We start from the raw sequence: 15786 nt of genomic DNA, 5'->3' as shown, positions 1-15786 counted from the left end.
TTAGATAGGAGTGACGAGCGTGCCGTTCGCGAGGTATTGACGCAAGTTATCTAGGGTTAGTGAGGCCATATCGGCCCGAGTCTCACGAGTTCCACTGCCGAGGTGAGGCAAGAGTACGACGTTTTCTAGATCCAGTAATTCGGTAGGAATCGTTGGCTCCTTTTCAAAAACGTCCAGGCCTGCGCCCGCGATGCCGCCTGAGGTTAGTGCGTGCACTAGTGCCGGCTCGTCGATGACCGAGCCACGTGCAATGTTGATGATGAAGCCCTGGGGGCCGACGGCGTTGAGTACTTCGGTATTAACTAGCTTGGCTGACTGTGGGCCACCTGCGGCCGCGACGATGAGTACGTCTGTGGCAGCGGCTAGCTCTGTGGCCGAGTGGTGGTACTCGTAGTTGACTCCAGGCTTTTCGCTTCGGTTGTGATAGTGGATTTCGCACCCAAACGCTTCGAGTCGCGTGGCGATGGCCTGTCCAATGCGACCCAGTCCAAGGATGCCAACTTTCTTACCGCTGGCACGAGTGGCTAGCGGGAAGTTCTGGCCAGGAATCCAGGATCCTCGACGTACAAAACGTTCTGCCGATCCCAGGCCACGCAGGGTCGAAAGGTAGAGCCCTAGGGCAGTATCTGCGACGCAGTCATTGAGGACATCGGGGGTATTGCTGATCTTGATGGATCGCTCGTGTGCTTGGTGGACGTCGGTGGCATCGTAGCCGACCCCGAAGTTGATGATGGCCTCTAGGTTTGGCAGCTGTTGCATGAGCTGAGTGTCAACGCCAAAACGTCCTGAGCACACCGCGACGCGAATGTGCTCCCCGTGGGTGGTGAGCAGGTTCTCTTGTTCGGTCGGTGAGTCGGGAAGTATTAGGGTGCCGAATTCCTCCTGCAAAGCTTGGGCGACCGTTGGGTTTACCGGTCCGACGCGAAGGATCTGTTCGCCGGTGATGGATGTCGAATCTCGTGTGGCGGAGGCGCTGGTATCAGTGGGCATGACTGAATCGTATGGATGCTCATCGATTCACGTCCAACACGCAAATTGTATGAATCAATGCCCTTGAGGCATGGATTCCAAAGTAGCCCCGAAATGTAGCGCAAGTCACACTTTGTTTACTTGGTGGTAGTGAACCCTGAGACCAGATGCCGTATTTGGCAACAATCAAAAACCCTTGACCCACACCGTGGGGCAGTCAAAGCTGTGGTTACGAACTTCGGCGGAAACTCCGCTGCATCCACCACTCACATCGCACTGTCGCGAAGGATACTCAATGTCTCACCGCACTCCACGCTCCCACCGCATCCCACTGGCACTAGCTGCTTCAGCACTTTTGGGCACCACAGCACTTTCCGGTTGCTCGGTGGCTAATTCCGAAGAAGCCTCCTCAGGATCGGGTGCACCGAGCGACACCCTACGCGTTGTCCTGCAGCAAGAACCGCCAACGTTGGAAGCCTGCGAATCAAACCTCACCAGTACCGGCGTAGTGATCCGATCCACCATCACCGAGCCGTTCATCGAAAGAAACCCAACCAGCGGAGAGCTAGAACCAAAACTCGCCACGGAATGGTCCAGCAAAGACGATAAAACCTGGACGCTGAAGCTACGAGAAGGCGTGAAATTCCACGACGGCTCAGACTTCAACGCGGACGACGCCATCGCAACGATCGATCGTGCAGTCAATTCCAAACTCGGTTGCAACGTCGAAGGCTACGTTTTTGGTGACGACGACCTGAAGCTCAAGAAAGTCGATGACTACACCATTGAAGTCACCGCAGCGAAGAAGGACCCTATCCTTCCGCTGCGCCTGTCATTCCTTGAAGTAGTACCAAAGGAGACTTCGGCAACCGAGAAAGTCCGAGAGCCCATCGGCACCGGCCCCTACCAGCTGGCCGACTGGCAGGCAGGGCAGAGTATCAACGCCACTGCCTTCGCTGACTACTGGGGAGAAGCACCAGCTTTCAAGAAAGCCAACTATCAGTGGCGTTCCGAGGGAAGCGTGCGAGCTGCCATGATCACCTCGGGTGAAGCAGACATCGCTACGGGGCTGAGCCCCGAAGACAACATCGGTGACCTAGGTGTTTCATACCCCAACAACGAGACTGTCGCACTGCGCATGCACGCAGATACTGCACCGTTTGATGACATTCGCATCCGCCGGGCGGTGAACTATGCGATTGATAAGGAGTCCATTGTTGCTTCCCTCTACGGTGGACGCGATAAGGCTGCCGCACAGCTAGTTCCGTCGGGCGTTGTTGGGCACAGCGAGGATCTTCCCGTATGGGATTTCAACCTGGATAAGGCCAAGGAGCTCGTAGCCGAAGCCAAAGCCGCCGGCACCGATGTCTCTGCACCCATTAACCTTGTTGTCCGCACCGCGCAGTTCCCTAAAATTCAGGAACTCGCTCAGGTGATCCAGGAACAGTTGACTCAAGCGGGCCTGACCGTAAACCTGAAGATGCTTGAGACTAGCCAGCATTTGACCTACCAAGTTCGTCCTTTCCCAACCAAGGAGGACGGCGCGATCATGCTGATGACTCAGCACGGTAACCAGGCTGGTGACGCTGCCTTCACCGTTGATCAGTACATGACCAGCAAAGGTGCTCAGTCGGCCTTTGGAACTCCTGAACTCGACAAGCTCATCGCTGCGGCAGATGCCGCCACCGGGGATGACCGCCAGGCAGCCTTCGAGAAGGTCTTCAAATACCAGAACGATGAAGTGGTTCAGTTCGCCCATATTGCGCACCAAACAGGAATGCTGGGCATTTCGCCTTCGGTTGCCTACGAACCAAATTCATCCAGCGGCGACGAGCTGCGACTGGCTGAAGTCACCCAAGCTAAGTAATCAACGGCAACTGAAAGTACAGCACTATGCTTACCTATTTGCGTAAAAGGATTATCGCCTCAGCGCTCCCGCTGATTGTGGTCATCGTTGGCGTTTTTGCGTTAGCCCGAATGACGGGCAATCCAGCGGCCCTCTACTTACCGCTGAACGCCACCGAAACCATGCGCGAGGAATTTGCCGCCCGAAACGGTCTTGACCAACCAATTTGGGTGCAGATAGCCCAATACTTTGGCGGCATCTTCCGCCTAGATTTTGGTACCTCAATGCGCACCGGCCAAGATGCGGCGGAAATGGCTTTGCGTGCCTTCCCCGCCACCTTGCAGCTCGCCGCGACCACCATGATCATTGCCATCCTCTTGGCGGTGATCGTGGGATCGGCTGCCGCGATGAAGCCCAACGGAATCTTGGATCGTTGCAGTTCCTTTATTTCAATGACCGCAGCGTCAATTCCAGATTTTTGGTTGGCCATCGTCGGTATTTGGGTATTTGCCATCACCCTCGGGGTTGTACCGACCTCCGGAGTTGTCGGTGCCGCTGCCTGGTTCCTACCCGTTGCCACCTTGGTGATGCGACCATTTGGCACCTTGGTGCAAGTGATTCGAGGAGCTATGGTCTCGGCGCTTTCTGAGCCGTATATCAAACTTGCTCGTTCCAAGGGCGCCACCGAGTACCGGGTGATTGCCCAGCATGCGTTGCGCAATGCTGCTGCTCCGGGGCTTACCGTGGCCGGTGACTTGACCGTCGGTTTGGTCAATGGCGCGGTGGTGGTTGAGACGATTTTCGGCTGGCCAGGTATTGGAAAGTTGATGATTGACTCAATTCTGCAGCGAGACTTCGCGGTGCTTCAGGCATGTGTCTTGCTCACCGCGGTGGCGATTTTCATCCTGAATATCTTGATTGATGTGGGTTACGCACTGCTAGATCCACGGGTCCGTCCCAGCGCAGGTGCCCGCCAGCGACGCAAGGCTCGTGCAGCTCAGGGCCCAACCCAGGGTGAAGATGAGCACCAGAACCAAAATGGCGCTCCAGTATTAGTCATGGCCGAAACTTCTAAGGGGAGTCACTGATGTCTTCTGTAGAACAAATCCCGACGACTAAGACACCGCAGCCAAGTCCTGAGAGCTCTGGCAGCCAGAAGCGTCGAAACGACGGCCGGGTGTCAATGTTCACCATGCTCTTGCGCGACCGCTTTGCCACGGTTGCTGCAGTTTTTCTCAGCCTCGTGGTGTTGACCGCAATTTTCGGCCCGACACTTATGGGCGAACATGCAACGGCGCAAAACCTCATGTTCATGAACAAGGCTCCGTTTGACCCGGCCAATGGGTGGATCTACATCTTGGGATCGGACTCATTGGGTCGCTCGGTCTTGGCACGAATTGTTGTCGCCACGCAGACCACACTTCTGGTTGCGGTTCCGGCTGTACTGGTGGCTCTGATCGTTGGATCCCTCTGGGGTGTCTGGGCGGGCTATCATCGAGGCCGTCGCGAAGCGATTTCCATGCGCATTGCCGACATCATCATGTCCTTCCCCTCATTGTTGCTAGCGGTCGTAGTGCTCTTCGTGTTCAGCCCCTCGGCAGCAAACATCGTGCTGATCTTGGCTATCACCCGCATTCCCATCTATATGCGTACGGCACGTACAGAATCGGCAGAATTGCAGTCACGAACTTTCGTTGATGCGGCGCGAACCTTTGGTACCAAACCGAACTCGATCATTGTGCGCCATGTGATTCCGGTAGTCACTCCTACCTTGCTGACTTTGGCGACGTTGGAATTCTGCTTCGTCATGTTGGCTGAGTCCTCGCTGTCCTTCTTGGGCATCGGGATTCAGCCGCCAGATGTTTCATGGGGACTGTTGGTGGCCCAAGGCCGCCAATATCTGCAGACCGCGTGGTGGCTATCGATTCTGCCAGGCCTGGCCATTGTTCTCACTGCAGTGGCAGCCAACGTGTTAGCTGCGTGGATGCGCATCGCTACAGACCCGGCACAGCGCTGGCGTTTGGAACTGGACCGAAAGAGCACCAAGGCGTTCGAAAAAGCAACACGTCAGGCTGCAAAGATGCATGCTAAGAAAGGCGATAACTCATGATGACCGAAATACTTGAGCCGGTTTCTCGCACTGCGCCATCGCAGCAGGCGGTGCTTGAAGTCAAAGATCTCGACGTGGATATCCGCACCCCCAAAGGAACCGTAAGGGTGGTAAGCAAAGTCGGGTTTAGCGCACGTAGCGGCAAGACGCTGGCGTTGTTGGGGGAGTCCGGTTGTGGAAAGTCGATGACCGCTAAGGCCATTGCTGGACTACTGGATCCAGTTGCTTCGGTGGCTGGCGGCAGCGCCCACCTTGAATCGCATGATCTTTTCTCGATGACCGCCAAGCAGCGCAGGAGCGTCGCCGGCGAGGGCTTGGGAATTGTTTTCCAAGATGCGCTCGCCGCGCTAAACCCGGTCTACACCATCGGAACACAACTGGGCGAAGCGTTCAGGATCCATCGAGGCGCCAGTAAAAAACAGGCCAAGGTTGAAGCGATCGAGCTGATGCGGCGGGTGGGGATTCCAGAACCTGAGACTCGTGTGAATTCCTATCCGCATCAGTTCTCGGGTGGTATGCGCCAACGTATTTTGATCGCGATGGCCGTGGCGCTCAGCCCCAAGCTCTTGATTGCAGACGAACCGACCACTGCACTGGATGTCACAGTGCAGGCGCAAATCATGCAACTACTGCGAAGCCTGCGTACCGAAGAGCAGATGGCGGTGGTGCTAATTACCCATGACCTGGCCGTAGTTGCTGAAGAAGCCGACGATGTGTGTGTCATGTATGCCGGCAACGTGGTGGAACAGGGCAGCGTGGAAACGGTCTTTAATAGGCCAACTCACCCCTATACCAAAGGCTTGCTGTCCTCGGTACCCGCCGATGCGCATCGCGGGTCGAGCCTGACCTCTATTCCGGGCAGTCCGCCGGAGCTGAGCAAGATTCCGACCGGATGCGTCTATCAAGACCGTTGCCCACTGGCCAGTGCGATCTGCCGTGAACAACGTCCGGAACTACGCCCGACGGGTCCGGCGCAGAGCGCTGCTTGCCACTTTGCAGAGCAAGTTTCAGCACTAGATCCTCAAAGCGAACCAGTGACCGGACAGGATTCGGAACGATGAGTATTCAGACGCACAACCAATCAGTGGACTCCGTTCTTGACGTACAGAATCTGACCAAAACATTCCACGTTGCCTCGGGCAGTTCCGGCACCCGCGAACTCAAGGCCTTGGATGGAATCAATCTCAACGTCAAACGCGGCGAAACTTTGGGACTGGTGGGGGAATCAGGGTGTGGCAAGTCAACGCTGGCTAGAACATTGATGATGCTGGAACAACCAGATGGTGGAACGGTTCGCTTTGATGGACAGGATCCGTTTGCCCTGCGTGGAAAACAGTTACGAGCCTGGCGCCGTCGGGTGCAAATGGTCTTTCAGGATCCGTTTGCTTCGCTCAATGCCCGCATGACCGCTGGACAGATCATTACTGAGCCTTTTGCCACGCACAAAGATTTGTATCCCACTAGTGCAGCCCGAAAGCAACGCCTGGACGAGTTGTTGGAGTTGGTGGGGTTGCGAACCACAGATGCCCAGAAGTCACCGCAAGAGTTTTCAGGCGGTCAACGTCAACGTATTGGAATCGCCCGCGCGTTAGCGTTGGGGCCGGATCTGATTATCTTGGATGAACCGGTTTCGGCACTGGACCTGTCAGTTCAGGCTCAGGTGCTGAATTTGCTCAATGACCTACAACAACAATTGGGAGTGAGCTACATTTTCATCTCCCATGATCTCTCCGTGGTCAGGCATGTTACGGATCGTGTTGCGGTGATGTATCTGGGACGGATCATCGAAACCGGCTCAACACAGCAGGTTTTTGATTCACCGCTACATCCGTATACGGCTTCCTTGATGTCTGCGTCCCCCAAATTGGACCCTGCTTTGCGTCCAGTGAATCGCATCGTTCTTCAAGGGGAACTTCCTTCTCCGTTAGATCCACCTTCGGGATGTCGTTTCCGCACACGGTGCTGGAAAGCTGAGTCAATCTGCTCGGTTGAGCGTCCGGAAAGTCGAGTGCGTGAACCCGACGGGAAGATCGTTCTGGGGATGCCAACACTTGGTCCTAGCGCAGAGCAACAGATCGCGGAATGTCATTTCCCGGTTCAGTCCGCAGCCGAAGCTGGTCTGGCAGTGAGCGCCTAGTAAGTGGGAGGGCCGGTGTGTGCGCCTCGTCTAATTTCGTTGACGCTTCAAGTATTTATTGTTACCTTGGAAGCATGACTCAGCAGACAGGCACCCCACCGGTTCTCTTCCTTAGCCACGGCGCACCACCGTTGGCTGATGATCAGCGTTGGACCGAAGAACTGGCAAGTTGGTCAGGAACATTTCAAAAGCCAAAAGACATCTTGATGATCTCGGCGCACTGGGAAAACGCACCGGTGACGCTGAGCGCAACACGTCAGAAAAACGAACTGGTCTACGATTTCTGGGGCTTTGAACAGAGGTACTACGAGGTTCGTTATGACGCACCGCTGGCACCAGACTTGGCTAATGAAGTGGAGCGGCTCACCTCGGCCCACGGTCATCATGTGGCCCGAGATGAATCGCGCGGTTTGGACCATGGCGCCTATGTTCCGTTGAAAGAAATGTTCCCCGAAGCAGATGTTCCCGTGGTTCAAATGTCCATGCCGACCTTGGATCCCACCGGGCTGTTTGAGCTTGGGAAGTCCTTGGCGCCACTACGTGATCGAGGAACACTTATTGTTGGTTCGGGATTTACCACGCACAACCTACGCTGGTTCAATCCATCCGCTGGTGCCGATGCCGCACCACCATCAGCCTCCAGCGAGTTCGACCATTGGGCCGAAGAAGCGATGGCGCACGGGGATGTGGATTCGATCCTTGATTTCTTGCACAAGGCTCCGGCTGCTCGCGAGGCGCATCCACGTTCCGAGCACTGGGCTCCGCTATATGTTGCCCTGGGTGCAGCCTACGCATCGGGTGGAATTGAAGCTAAAACTGCCATCGATGGTTTCTGGTTCGGGTTATCTAAACGCTCGTGGACGCTGAGCTAAACGAGGATTCAAAAACTATTAATATGCGTAGGGTGAAGTCGAAAACGCTCGACTTCACCCTACGTATATTTGTTTGCTTCTATTGGGGGGACAGCTAGTTGCTGGTTACCGACGTATCGTCGATACGGAAGGTGGTTGCCTGGGAACTATCCTCAACACCGCGGAAGCGCACGGTGACGCTCTTGCCGCGGAAATTGTTCAGGTTGACGGTTTTCTGCGCATAAGTAGAGGCAGCATCCAAATTTGACCATGAACCGACGTTGTAGGTTCCGGCGCCATCCAGAACTTGCACGGTCAGCTTGTCGTACGCGGTAGCCGAGGTGCTTTCATCGGTCAGCACCCGCAAATAGAACTTCAACTGTGCATTGGTAGCACCTGCTGGAATGGTGACTTTCTGATCCAGCGTGTATGTGCTGGAAGTTCCCCAACCGTTCAGGCCCGCCAGGCCATTGCCGGTGCGTGCAGCGGTTCCAGTCTCGAAGGTGTCTGCGCGATTGGCGGTCCAGGAGGTGGCACCGCTTTCAAAACCTGGGTTCAATAGCAGGTTGCCACTTGGTTCTGGCGTTGGCTCGGTAGGGCTCCCACTCAGGGCAGTCATGATCTTGGCGGCATCAACCAATCCTGCACCGCAACCGATGCTGCAACCACCAGGCATGGCACGGGTGCCATTCTTCAGTGCCGTCTCTACCTGAGAAGGCGACATGGATGGGCTGACCGACTTCATCAGTGCAACCAGACCTGCGACGTGTGGAGTTGCCATCGAAGTGCCCTGATAGAAGGTGTATCCCTGGCTCGATGGTGTGGTGGTGCCGGTGTTGATGGTCGACAGGATTCCCTGACCGGCATAACGTGTATCCCCGCCTGGCGCGGTGACGTCAATGGCAGAACCATAGTTCGTGTAGTACGACGGTGCTCCGGATGGGTTGCTTGCGGCCACGGTAATCACGTTGTTGCAGTTGGCTGGACGGGAATTGGATGCGTTTTGGCTTTCATTACCTGCTGCGACAACAACTGACGTGCCGCGCGAAACCGCTGAATCAATGGCTGCCTGATAGGTAGTGCCGCAGGCTCCGCCGCCACCGAGTGACATGTTGATGGTGTCGGCAGGAGTCGCGTTGGCTGGAATGTTGGGAACGCTTCCGCCAGAGGCCCAAATGATGGCGTCGGCAATATCGGATAGGCTGCCACCGCACTTGGCCAAAACTCGAACGGGCTGAATCTTGGCATTCGGGGCGACACCAGCAACGCCAGCGGAGTTGCCCGTGACCGCAGCAACGGTGCCTGCGACGTGGGTGCCATGCCAGGAAGAATTACCTGAGGAGCTGTCCCCACATTCACCTGCAGCGTACCAGTCGCCCTGATCTTGCGGGTTCGCATCGCGGCCGTTGCCATCGCGAGCGGCAGTGGAACTGGAAACGAAATCATAACCGGAAATGACGTTCGAATTCAGATCGGTGTGCGAGGTGATGCCGGTGTCCAGAACGGCAACAACGCTGCCCGTGCCCGTTGAGATGTCCCATGCTGATGGCATGCGCATGCCGTTGGTTCCGTTCAAGTCCCACTGCTCGCCGTAGCGAGTGTCGTTGGGGGTCATGGAGATCTTCATGATGGCGTCTGGTTCGACTGCCTCCACGAGTCCGGACTTTGCAATCTGGGCCATGAACTCTTCTGCGCCAGCGCCCTTGAGTTTCTTGTCGGCCTTCACCACAAAGCCACCGGTGGCCATTGCGCGAAGTTCTTTGACGGAAACTCCGGCATCCTTGGCTGCTCGGCCCCAAGCCTTGGCGCGCGATGATTTGCCTGCGCTCTGGGTGGAAGCCTTGTAAGTGACAATGAACTGGTCGTAGGACTCGCCCGATTCTACGGAACCAATCTTGACGCTAGTTTCACTCTGTGGGGCCGGAGTGGTTTTTTCGGCTGGGGTTTTCGCAGGTGCTGCCGAAGCGGGTAACGCGCCAGCGCTGAAACCAGCCACACCGATCGCAACCGCAGCGCAGGCGGCCATGGATCTGGAAAGCGGGGTAGAAAAACGTGCCATTGATCTTCTCCTTGTTGGGTTTTTGGGCGCACAAAACTCGGTGATCAAGCGAAGTGTGGTGTGCCGATATGGAGCGTAGCGGTTGAAGTAGCCCGAGCGGAAGTAGTTCTCAAAGAAATCTTTTATATTCATCCATGTACGAAAAAGTCATTTCATATCTCCGCGGGGCTGCATCATAGGTATTTTGCGGATTAGTTAAATGAATGACGGTTATTCGCGCGACAAGAACCTAGAAAATTTTCAGATTCATGCTGACTATGGCAAACGCGTAACGAATTATCGGAACCAGCGGAACTTATCCCTCCGGATGGATTTGGAACGACGAATTTGAGGGGCGAAGTACCATCGATATTTCTGCCGCGAAGCGCTCCTTAACCTCATTGCCTAATTCCTTGAGTAAAAGTTAGGGACCTTTCCTAAAGGTTGGCGAAGGTTGGAATCAAGGCGAGTGAGCGCTGCCGGAGACCCGGTGACTTCTCACCTGGATAGGAACTTTGGCACTTTCTAGCAGTCCTCAGCGCTCAAGTGCCCGTCGCACAGTAATCTAAAAACCAAGCACATACAGGAGTAGCGGAATGACAGTTAGGTTATTGGCCGTTGACGGCGGCCAGAGCGGGATCAAAGTTCGTCTGGTACACAACGGTGAACGCACGGAAGAGAAATTCCCCGGAGTCCAAACGGACGAGGCAGTACTGCCGCAGTTAGCGCGAGTGGTTAAGCGCGTCATCGCCCAGAACTCAGTACCGATCAATACTGTCACCGTAGGAACCACCGGACTAGTCAAGGCCGAACACGATGCCAGAAAACTCTTTGAACTGATCAATTCCGAGCAGCTTCATCACGTTGCGCTGGCCCACGATTCGGTGAGCAGCTACCTTGGCGCACTTGGCGATAGGCACGGTGTAGTCGTTGCGGCCGGAACTGGTGTGGTCACCCTCGCAGTGGGAGCAAAGCAGGTAGCTAGAATCGATGGCTGGGGCCACATCATGGGCGATGTGGGCAGCGGATACTGGATTGGGCAGCAGGCGCTAATAGCTGCCATGCGCCATTATGACGGCCGTGGCCCGCACACCAAGCTCACCCACGCGGTGAAAGATCGGTGGTCTGACTTGTCCGAAGCCTATATCGAATTGCAAGCACTTGAAGACCGGGTGGCCACTGTGGCCTCCTTCGCAGCCCACGTAGCTACCCTGGCCGACACCGACCAGATTGCCGCACAGATCTGCCAGCGTGCCGGTGAAGAACTGGCAGATTCAGCTGCCACCGCCATCCGGCGTGTGGATCTTGCAGGCAGCGATGAAATTCCGGTGGCGGCGATCGGCGGAGTATTTGAAGGGGAGCATGTGCGTAGAACGTTCACCGAGAAACTCTGTGAGCTCCTGTCCGCAGCACAAGTTCAACCGCAGGGTGGCAACGGCCTAGACGGAGTGCAACGCCTCGCCGAGCTTGCACCCGAGCACGCGCTTCAAGAACTCATCTCTCACCACAAACACTAATTTCAACGCGAAAAGCGTCACTATGGTGATTCACCAGCTAGGTGCTGACCAGCAATCAGTGACAAGATGAGAAGGATTAGTATTCAGCACCAAAGGAGTCACCGTGAGCTATCGAGTCGGTCCCGTAGATCTAGTCCCAGAAGGTGAATCCCTGTTGGTGGATTCTAAGGACAGCGGAGCTACCGAAGATATCGCGATCTTCCACGCAGAAGACGGCAACTTCTACGCCCTGCAGGACGAATGCACCCACGAGATCGCCTCACTCTCCGACGGGTGGATTGAAGACTGTTCGGTGGAGTGCCCAATTCACTCCTCCACCTTTGACCTAAAGACCGGCCGCGTGCAATGCATGCCGGCTACGGTTGATGCCCGAACCTACAAGATCAACGTTGTTGACGGCTTCTTGGAGCTCGAAATCTAAATGCCTTCGGTTCACATCATTGGTGGCGGCGTCGCCGGTTACACCCTGGCGCGCGAACTGGTGCAACAACAGTATTCGGGCACCATCACCATCAGCGACGCTCAGGGCTTGCCCTATGACCGCCCAGCACTGAGCAAAGCCCTGCAGGTTGAACCATTTGCACCGGTAGCTTGGTATCAGCAGCATGGCATCAACCTCATTCAAGAATCTGTCAGCAATGTTCAACTGCCAACCTGCGAATCTGACTGGCTGGTTCTTGCCACTGGAACCAGACCAACGCTTCTAGAAGTGCAGGGTGCCGAGCATGCTCGCACCCTGCACACCGCTGCCGATGCCGTAGCGTTGTCCCAGATCATTGACGCTGCCTACTTTGGTTTCCAGGTGGTGGTGATTGGTGCGGGCTTGATTGGCGCGGAGTTCGCCTCCACCGCCAGCATGCTCGGCGCCCAAGTCACCTTGATCTCGAACCATCCTGCCCCACTGCGCGCGGTGATCGGCCAAGAGTTGGCCGAACAACTGCATGCCGACCACGCCCAGCGTGGCATCCGCACCATTACCGGCACCGTGCAGAGTATCGCCGCGGATCACGTGATGGTGGACGGGGAACGTCTTGAAGCGAACTTGGTAGTCAGTGCGATTGGCGTCAAGCCCGATACCACCTTGGCTTCGGACCTCGGTTTGAGCGTTGATGACGGCATCGTGGTAGATCCCCATCAGCGCTCGATCACCAATGGCCAGGTACTAGCTATTGGAGACGCGGCCCGGCATGAGGGGACCAAACGTGCGGTGCACTGGGAAGCGGCCATGGAAGACGCGGCCCAGGCTGCTGCCACAATCCTTGGTACGGAACCGGTGAAGCGTTCGGTGCCGTGGTTCTGGTCTGACCGCCACGATATGCACGTGGAAACAGTGGGAGATTTCAGCCAAATCGCTACCACCGTTCACCGGTACAACCGACGTGGCAAACTCCAGATGACTTTCGGCTTAGATGCCCAAGGCCAGCTAGTAGCCGCCAGCATGATCGATGGCGGGCTGATGGCCAAGGCCGTCAAACGACTAATAGCTCGCGGGATCGCGCCGAACATCAATGACCTTGAAGACCCGAACGTTGGACCTCGCGAACTAGGGCGGAACTAGCCATGAGCACAGCTGAACCAGCGAAGATCCCTTTGGCATTACGCGCGCCCACCCAGCGGGTGAGCCGTGCCTGGATCGCAGCGGTAGTCACCGTTCAAATCGGTATTAACGTCGGATTCTTCGCTCCGATTCAAGTTCTGTTGGGACTGCACGCTGAACAACTCGACGCCAGTCAAAAGGGAGCCATCCTCTCCTTGGTCACCGGTGTGGGAGCGGCCGTCTCCATGGTGGCCAATCCACTCTTTGGTGCGCTCAGCGATCGCACCACCTCCCGGTTTGGTAGACGTATTCCATGGGTCTTCTGCGGAACCATCTGCGGTGCTCTGGCGCTCCTACTCATGTCCACGGCCCACAACATCGGACTCCTAGTACTCGGCTGGGCTCTGATGCAGGCAGCCGGAAACGCCGCGGTAGCCGCGATCTTCGCCGCCATCCCAGACCGTGTACCAGTAGAACAGCGTGGTGTGGTGGGCGGATTGGTCGCGCTGGGACAAACCTGCGGTTCGCTTATTGGTGCGGTGATCGGCATGGTGGCTGCCGGGGACTTGGTCTTTGGCTACGCACTGGTGGCGCTCGCCGTGGCGCTGTGCGCGCTACCTTTTGCCTTGATGCGCCAAGATGCGGTGCTGCCTAAGGAAGCGGTGGAACCGCTCACCGCGCTACAGTTCCTGCAGAGTTTTTGGATCAATCCGGTCAAGCACAAGGACTTCGGCTGGGCTTGGGTCACTCGTTTCTTGCTATACCTAGGTAGCCAGCTGTGTTTGGTGTACCTCCTGTACTTCCTGCAAGATGCCATCGGTCATCCCAACCCCGCCCAAGGGGTCCTGGTTCTCACCGCCATCTACGCATTCTGCGTGATTTTCTCGTCGGTCATTTCCGGAAAACTTTCGGATCGTGATGGTAAACGCAAGAAGTACGTGATCATTTCATCTGCGATTGTCGCCTGCGCAGCCGGTGTTATGGCGATTTCCACGACCTTCACCATGGCTGTAATTGCAGCAATACTTTTGGGTATCGGCTTTGGCGCCTACCTTGCGGTGGACTTCGCGTTGCTCACCCAGGTTCTCCCTACCGCAGATTCGCGTGGCAAGGATTTAGGAATGATCAACATTGCCAACTCCTTGCCACAGGTAGTTGCTCCATTCATCGCTTGGCTTGCGGTGACGCAATTAGATAGTTACCCGGCGCTGTTCCTTAGCTCTGTAGTGGTCTCGTTGCTCGGGGCAGCGCTGGTGCGAAAAATTAAGTGTGTCCCATAAACATGGCTGACTTGATCTCGTGGTTGATTAACGATGCGCCTTTTTCGGTGACGTTGCTGTTCTTCTTTTGCGGTGCTTTCATCCGAGGCAATGCGACCTACTGGATAGGTCGGGGGATTGCCAAGGGTGTAGAAAATAGCCGGTTTGAGAAGCGCCTTCACACATCGGGATTCCGCAGAGCCCAACAGGTTATTCAACGTTGGGGTGCCTTTGCAGTCCCGTTGAGTTTCTTGACTGTGGGAGTGCAAAGCGCCGTTAACCTATCGGCAGGAATCGGCAAGATGCCCTTGCGCAGATATCTGCCGGCAGTCGCCCTAGGCGCAGCCTTCTGGGCGTTGATCTATACCAGCATTGGTATGGCGGTGTTCTACGCATGGCTGGTCTTGGACTGGCCATGGGTTGTGGCGGGACTTGGACTCATCGCGATTCTCGTAGCGGTGGTCCTTCGACTTCGTGCCCGCAAGAGAAACAACGAAGAGCCCGAACATGAAGAACCTTCTGACATTAGCTGTTGACCAGTCGTATGATGATGGGGTCAAACTGAGAACACCGAGAGTAGGTGCGGCGAATGTCGCTGAACTTATCCAAGTCAGAGAATCGTCCTGTGCAGCTCGATGAGATTGATCGAAAATTACTTGCCCTGCTGAGCAAGAACTCACGTCGCACCAACAACTCGTTGGCCGAGGAGCTGGGCATTGCCGCGTCGACCTGTCTGGCCAGGCTGAACGCGCTGCGCGATTCTGGAGTTATCTCCCGCTTCACCATCGAAGTGGATCCGCAGGTTCTGGGACGTGAACTTGAAGCGCTGATCTTCGTGAAGATCAGGCCCGGTGCCCGGCACTTGATGTCCAACTTTGCCAGTGAAATGCGTTCAAAGTCTGGGGTACGTCAGCTGTTTTTCCTCGGTGGAGCCGATGACTTTGTGCTACACGTTGCGGTGCGAAACTCTTCTGATGTTCGACAATTCGTCCTGGACAATCTTTCGGCCAACCCGGCCGTGGCCACCACACAGACTTCGCTAGTGTTCGAACATGGGCACGGAAACGGCGAATTCTAGGTACTATTTAGACAAGGCTGTTCTCTGAGTCTTCGGATACAGTGATCTGCCCTACGGACGTTTTCGAAGAAATCTGCTAAACTAGTTTCTCTTCTCTTAGCAACACTGCGGTCCACCGGTCATCGGAAGATTCCTTCTGATTAAACGGACGGACCATACGCAGCAGCGACTGAAAGAATGGGGAGGTCGAGAAGACAATGAATTTGGAAACATCAATCCTGACCGCCGTGGTGACTCTGGTTATTTTGGCCATCGTCAGCATCATGATGGTGATCCGTTACAAGAAGGATCACCAGGCAGAGATTCGCCAAGCATTGGTGAATAAGGCATTTAGGCATGGCATCGCTTCGCCTGAGGATTTATCAAACCATGATCTGAGCCTGCAGATCCGCGAAGCCAAGCGCCAGCGCAAGAACAACGAGAACGAATTCAAAACTGTCTAGG

15 protein-coding genes are annotated in these 15786 nt (G+C 55.8%); 13 read left to right on the top strand and 2 right to left on the bottom strand.

The annotated features are described in order from the left end of the window. The gene (locus FJV47_RS10180; protein ID WP_159612564.1) at positions 1 to 990 is read right to left on the bottom strand and encodes a 2-hydroxyacid dehydrogenase; all 990 of its coding nucleotides are present in this window, start codon (positions 988 to 990) and stop codon (positions 1 to 3) included. Positions 991 to 1264: 274 nt separating this feature from the next. On the opposite strand from FJV47_RS10180, the gene FJV47_RS10175 reads away from it, so the two are divergent. The 6 genes from FJV47_RS10175 to FJV47_RS10150 all read left to right on the top strand — a co-directional run bounded on the left by FJV47_RS10175 (position 1265) and on the right by FJV47_RS10150 (position 7934). Then, a complete protein-coding gene (locus FJV47_RS10175; RefSeq protein ID WP_159612562.1) occupies positions 1265 to 2836 on the top strand; it encodes an ABC transporter substrate-binding protein in 1572 nt (523 codons plus the stop codon). Between the two features lie 26 nt (positions 2837 to 2862). Then, the gene (locus FJV47_RS10170; RefSeq protein ID WP_159612560.1) at positions 2863 to 3903 is read left to right on the top strand and encodes an ABC transporter permease; all 1041 of its coding nucleotides are present in this window, start codon (positions 2863 to 2865) and stop codon (positions 3901 to 3903) included. Next, complete coding sequence (locus FJV47_RS10165; protein ID WP_159612558.1) at positions 3903 to 4925, top strand: ABC transporter permease; 1023 nt, start codon at positions 3903 to 3905, stop codon at positions 4923 to 4925. Before FJV47_RS10170 ends, FJV47_RS10165 begins: the two co-directional genes overlap by 1 nt. Continuing rightward, complete coding sequence (locus FJV47_RS10160) at positions 4922 to 5986, top strand: ABC transporter ATP-binding protein (protein WP_235026410.1); 1065 nt, start codon at positions 4922 to 4924, stop codon at positions 5984 to 5986. The genes FJV47_RS10165 and FJV47_RS10160 overlap by 4 nt, the downstream gene beginning before the upstream one ends. Beyond that, positions 5983 to 7062: an ABC transporter ATP-binding protein gene (locus FJV47_RS10155; RefSeq protein WP_159612556.1), complete on the top strand. Its 1080-nt coding sequence runs from the start codon at positions 5983 to 5985 to the stop codon at positions 7060 to 7062. Before FJV47_RS10160 ends, FJV47_RS10155 begins: the two co-directional genes overlap by 4 nt. Before the next feature lie 74 nt (positions 7063 to 7136). Then, positions 7137 to 7934 carry a dioxygenase gene (locus FJV47_RS10150; RefSeq protein ID WP_159612554.1) on the top strand — a complete coding sequence of 266 codons (798 nt, stop codon included), beginning with the start codon at positions 7137 to 7139 and terminating at the stop codon, positions 7932 to 7934. A gap of 94 nt (positions 7935 to 8028) precedes the next feature. Here FJV47_RS10150 and FJV47_RS10145 read toward each other — a convergent pair whose 3' ends face one another. After that, on the bottom strand, positions 8029 to 9972 hold the full coding sequence (locus tag FJV47_RS10145; protein WP_159612552.1) for a S8 family serine peptidase: 1944 nt from the start codon (positions 9970 to 9972) through the stop codon (positions 8029 to 8031). Between the two features lie 575 nt (positions 9973 to 10547). Here FJV47_RS10145 and FJV47_RS10140 point away from each other — a divergent pair. From FJV47_RS10140 to FJV47_RS10110, 7 genes are all read left to right on the top strand, one after another. Continuing rightward, the gene (locus tag FJV47_RS10140) at positions 10548 to 11468 is read left to right on the top strand and encodes an N-acetylglucosamine kinase (protein WP_159612550.1); all 921 of its coding nucleotides are present in this window, start codon (positions 10548 to 10550) and stop codon (positions 11466 to 11468) included. A 103-nt stretch (positions 11469 to 11571) separates the two neighbouring features. Next, positions 11572 to 11889 (top strand): non-heme iron oxygenase ferredoxin subunit, encoded by a 318-nt coding sequence (locus FJV47_RS10135; protein WP_159612548.1) that lies wholly within the window; start codon positions 11572 to 11574, stop codon positions 11887 to 11889. After that, entirely contained in the window at positions 11890 to 13026 is a 1137-nt protein-coding gene (locus tag FJV47_RS10130; RefSeq protein WP_159612546.1) for an NAD(P)/FAD-dependent oxidoreductase, read from the top strand. It begins immediately after the preceding gene. 2 nt (positions 13027 to 13028) lie between these two features. Then, complete coding sequence (locus FJV47_RS10125; RefSeq protein ID WP_159612544.1) at positions 13029 to 14285, top strand: MFS transporter; 1257 nt, start codon at positions 13029 to 13031, stop codon at positions 14283 to 14285. 2 nt (positions 14286 to 14287) lie between these two features. After that, positions 14288 to 14800 (top strand): DedA family protein, encoded by a 513-nt coding sequence (locus FJV47_RS10120; protein WP_159612542.1) that lies wholly within the window; start codon positions 14288 to 14290, stop codon positions 14798 to 14800. A 53-nt stretch (positions 14801 to 14853) separates the two neighbouring features. Beyond that, positions 14854 to 15342, top strand: coding sequence for an Lrp/AsnC family transcriptional regulator (locus FJV47_RS10115; RefSeq protein WP_159612540.1), 489 nt, complete (start codon positions 14854 to 14856; stop codon positions 15340 to 15342). A 197-nt stretch (positions 15343 to 15539) separates the two neighbouring features. Further along, positions 15540 to 15785 (top strand): hypothetical protein, encoded by a 246-nt coding sequence (locus tag FJV47_RS10110; protein WP_159612538.1) that lies wholly within the window; start codon positions 15540 to 15542, stop codon positions 15783 to 15785. Position 15786 lies beyond the last annotated feature (1 nt).

It is taken from the genome of Glutamicibacter sp. JC586 (assembly GCF_009805585.1).
Lineage (GTDB): Bacteria > Actinomycetota > Actinomycetes > Actinomycetales > Micrococcaceae > Glutamicibacter.
The sequence above is the reverse complement of the archived record's forward strand: the minus strand, read 5'-3'. Positions and strand labels throughout refer to the sequence as shown.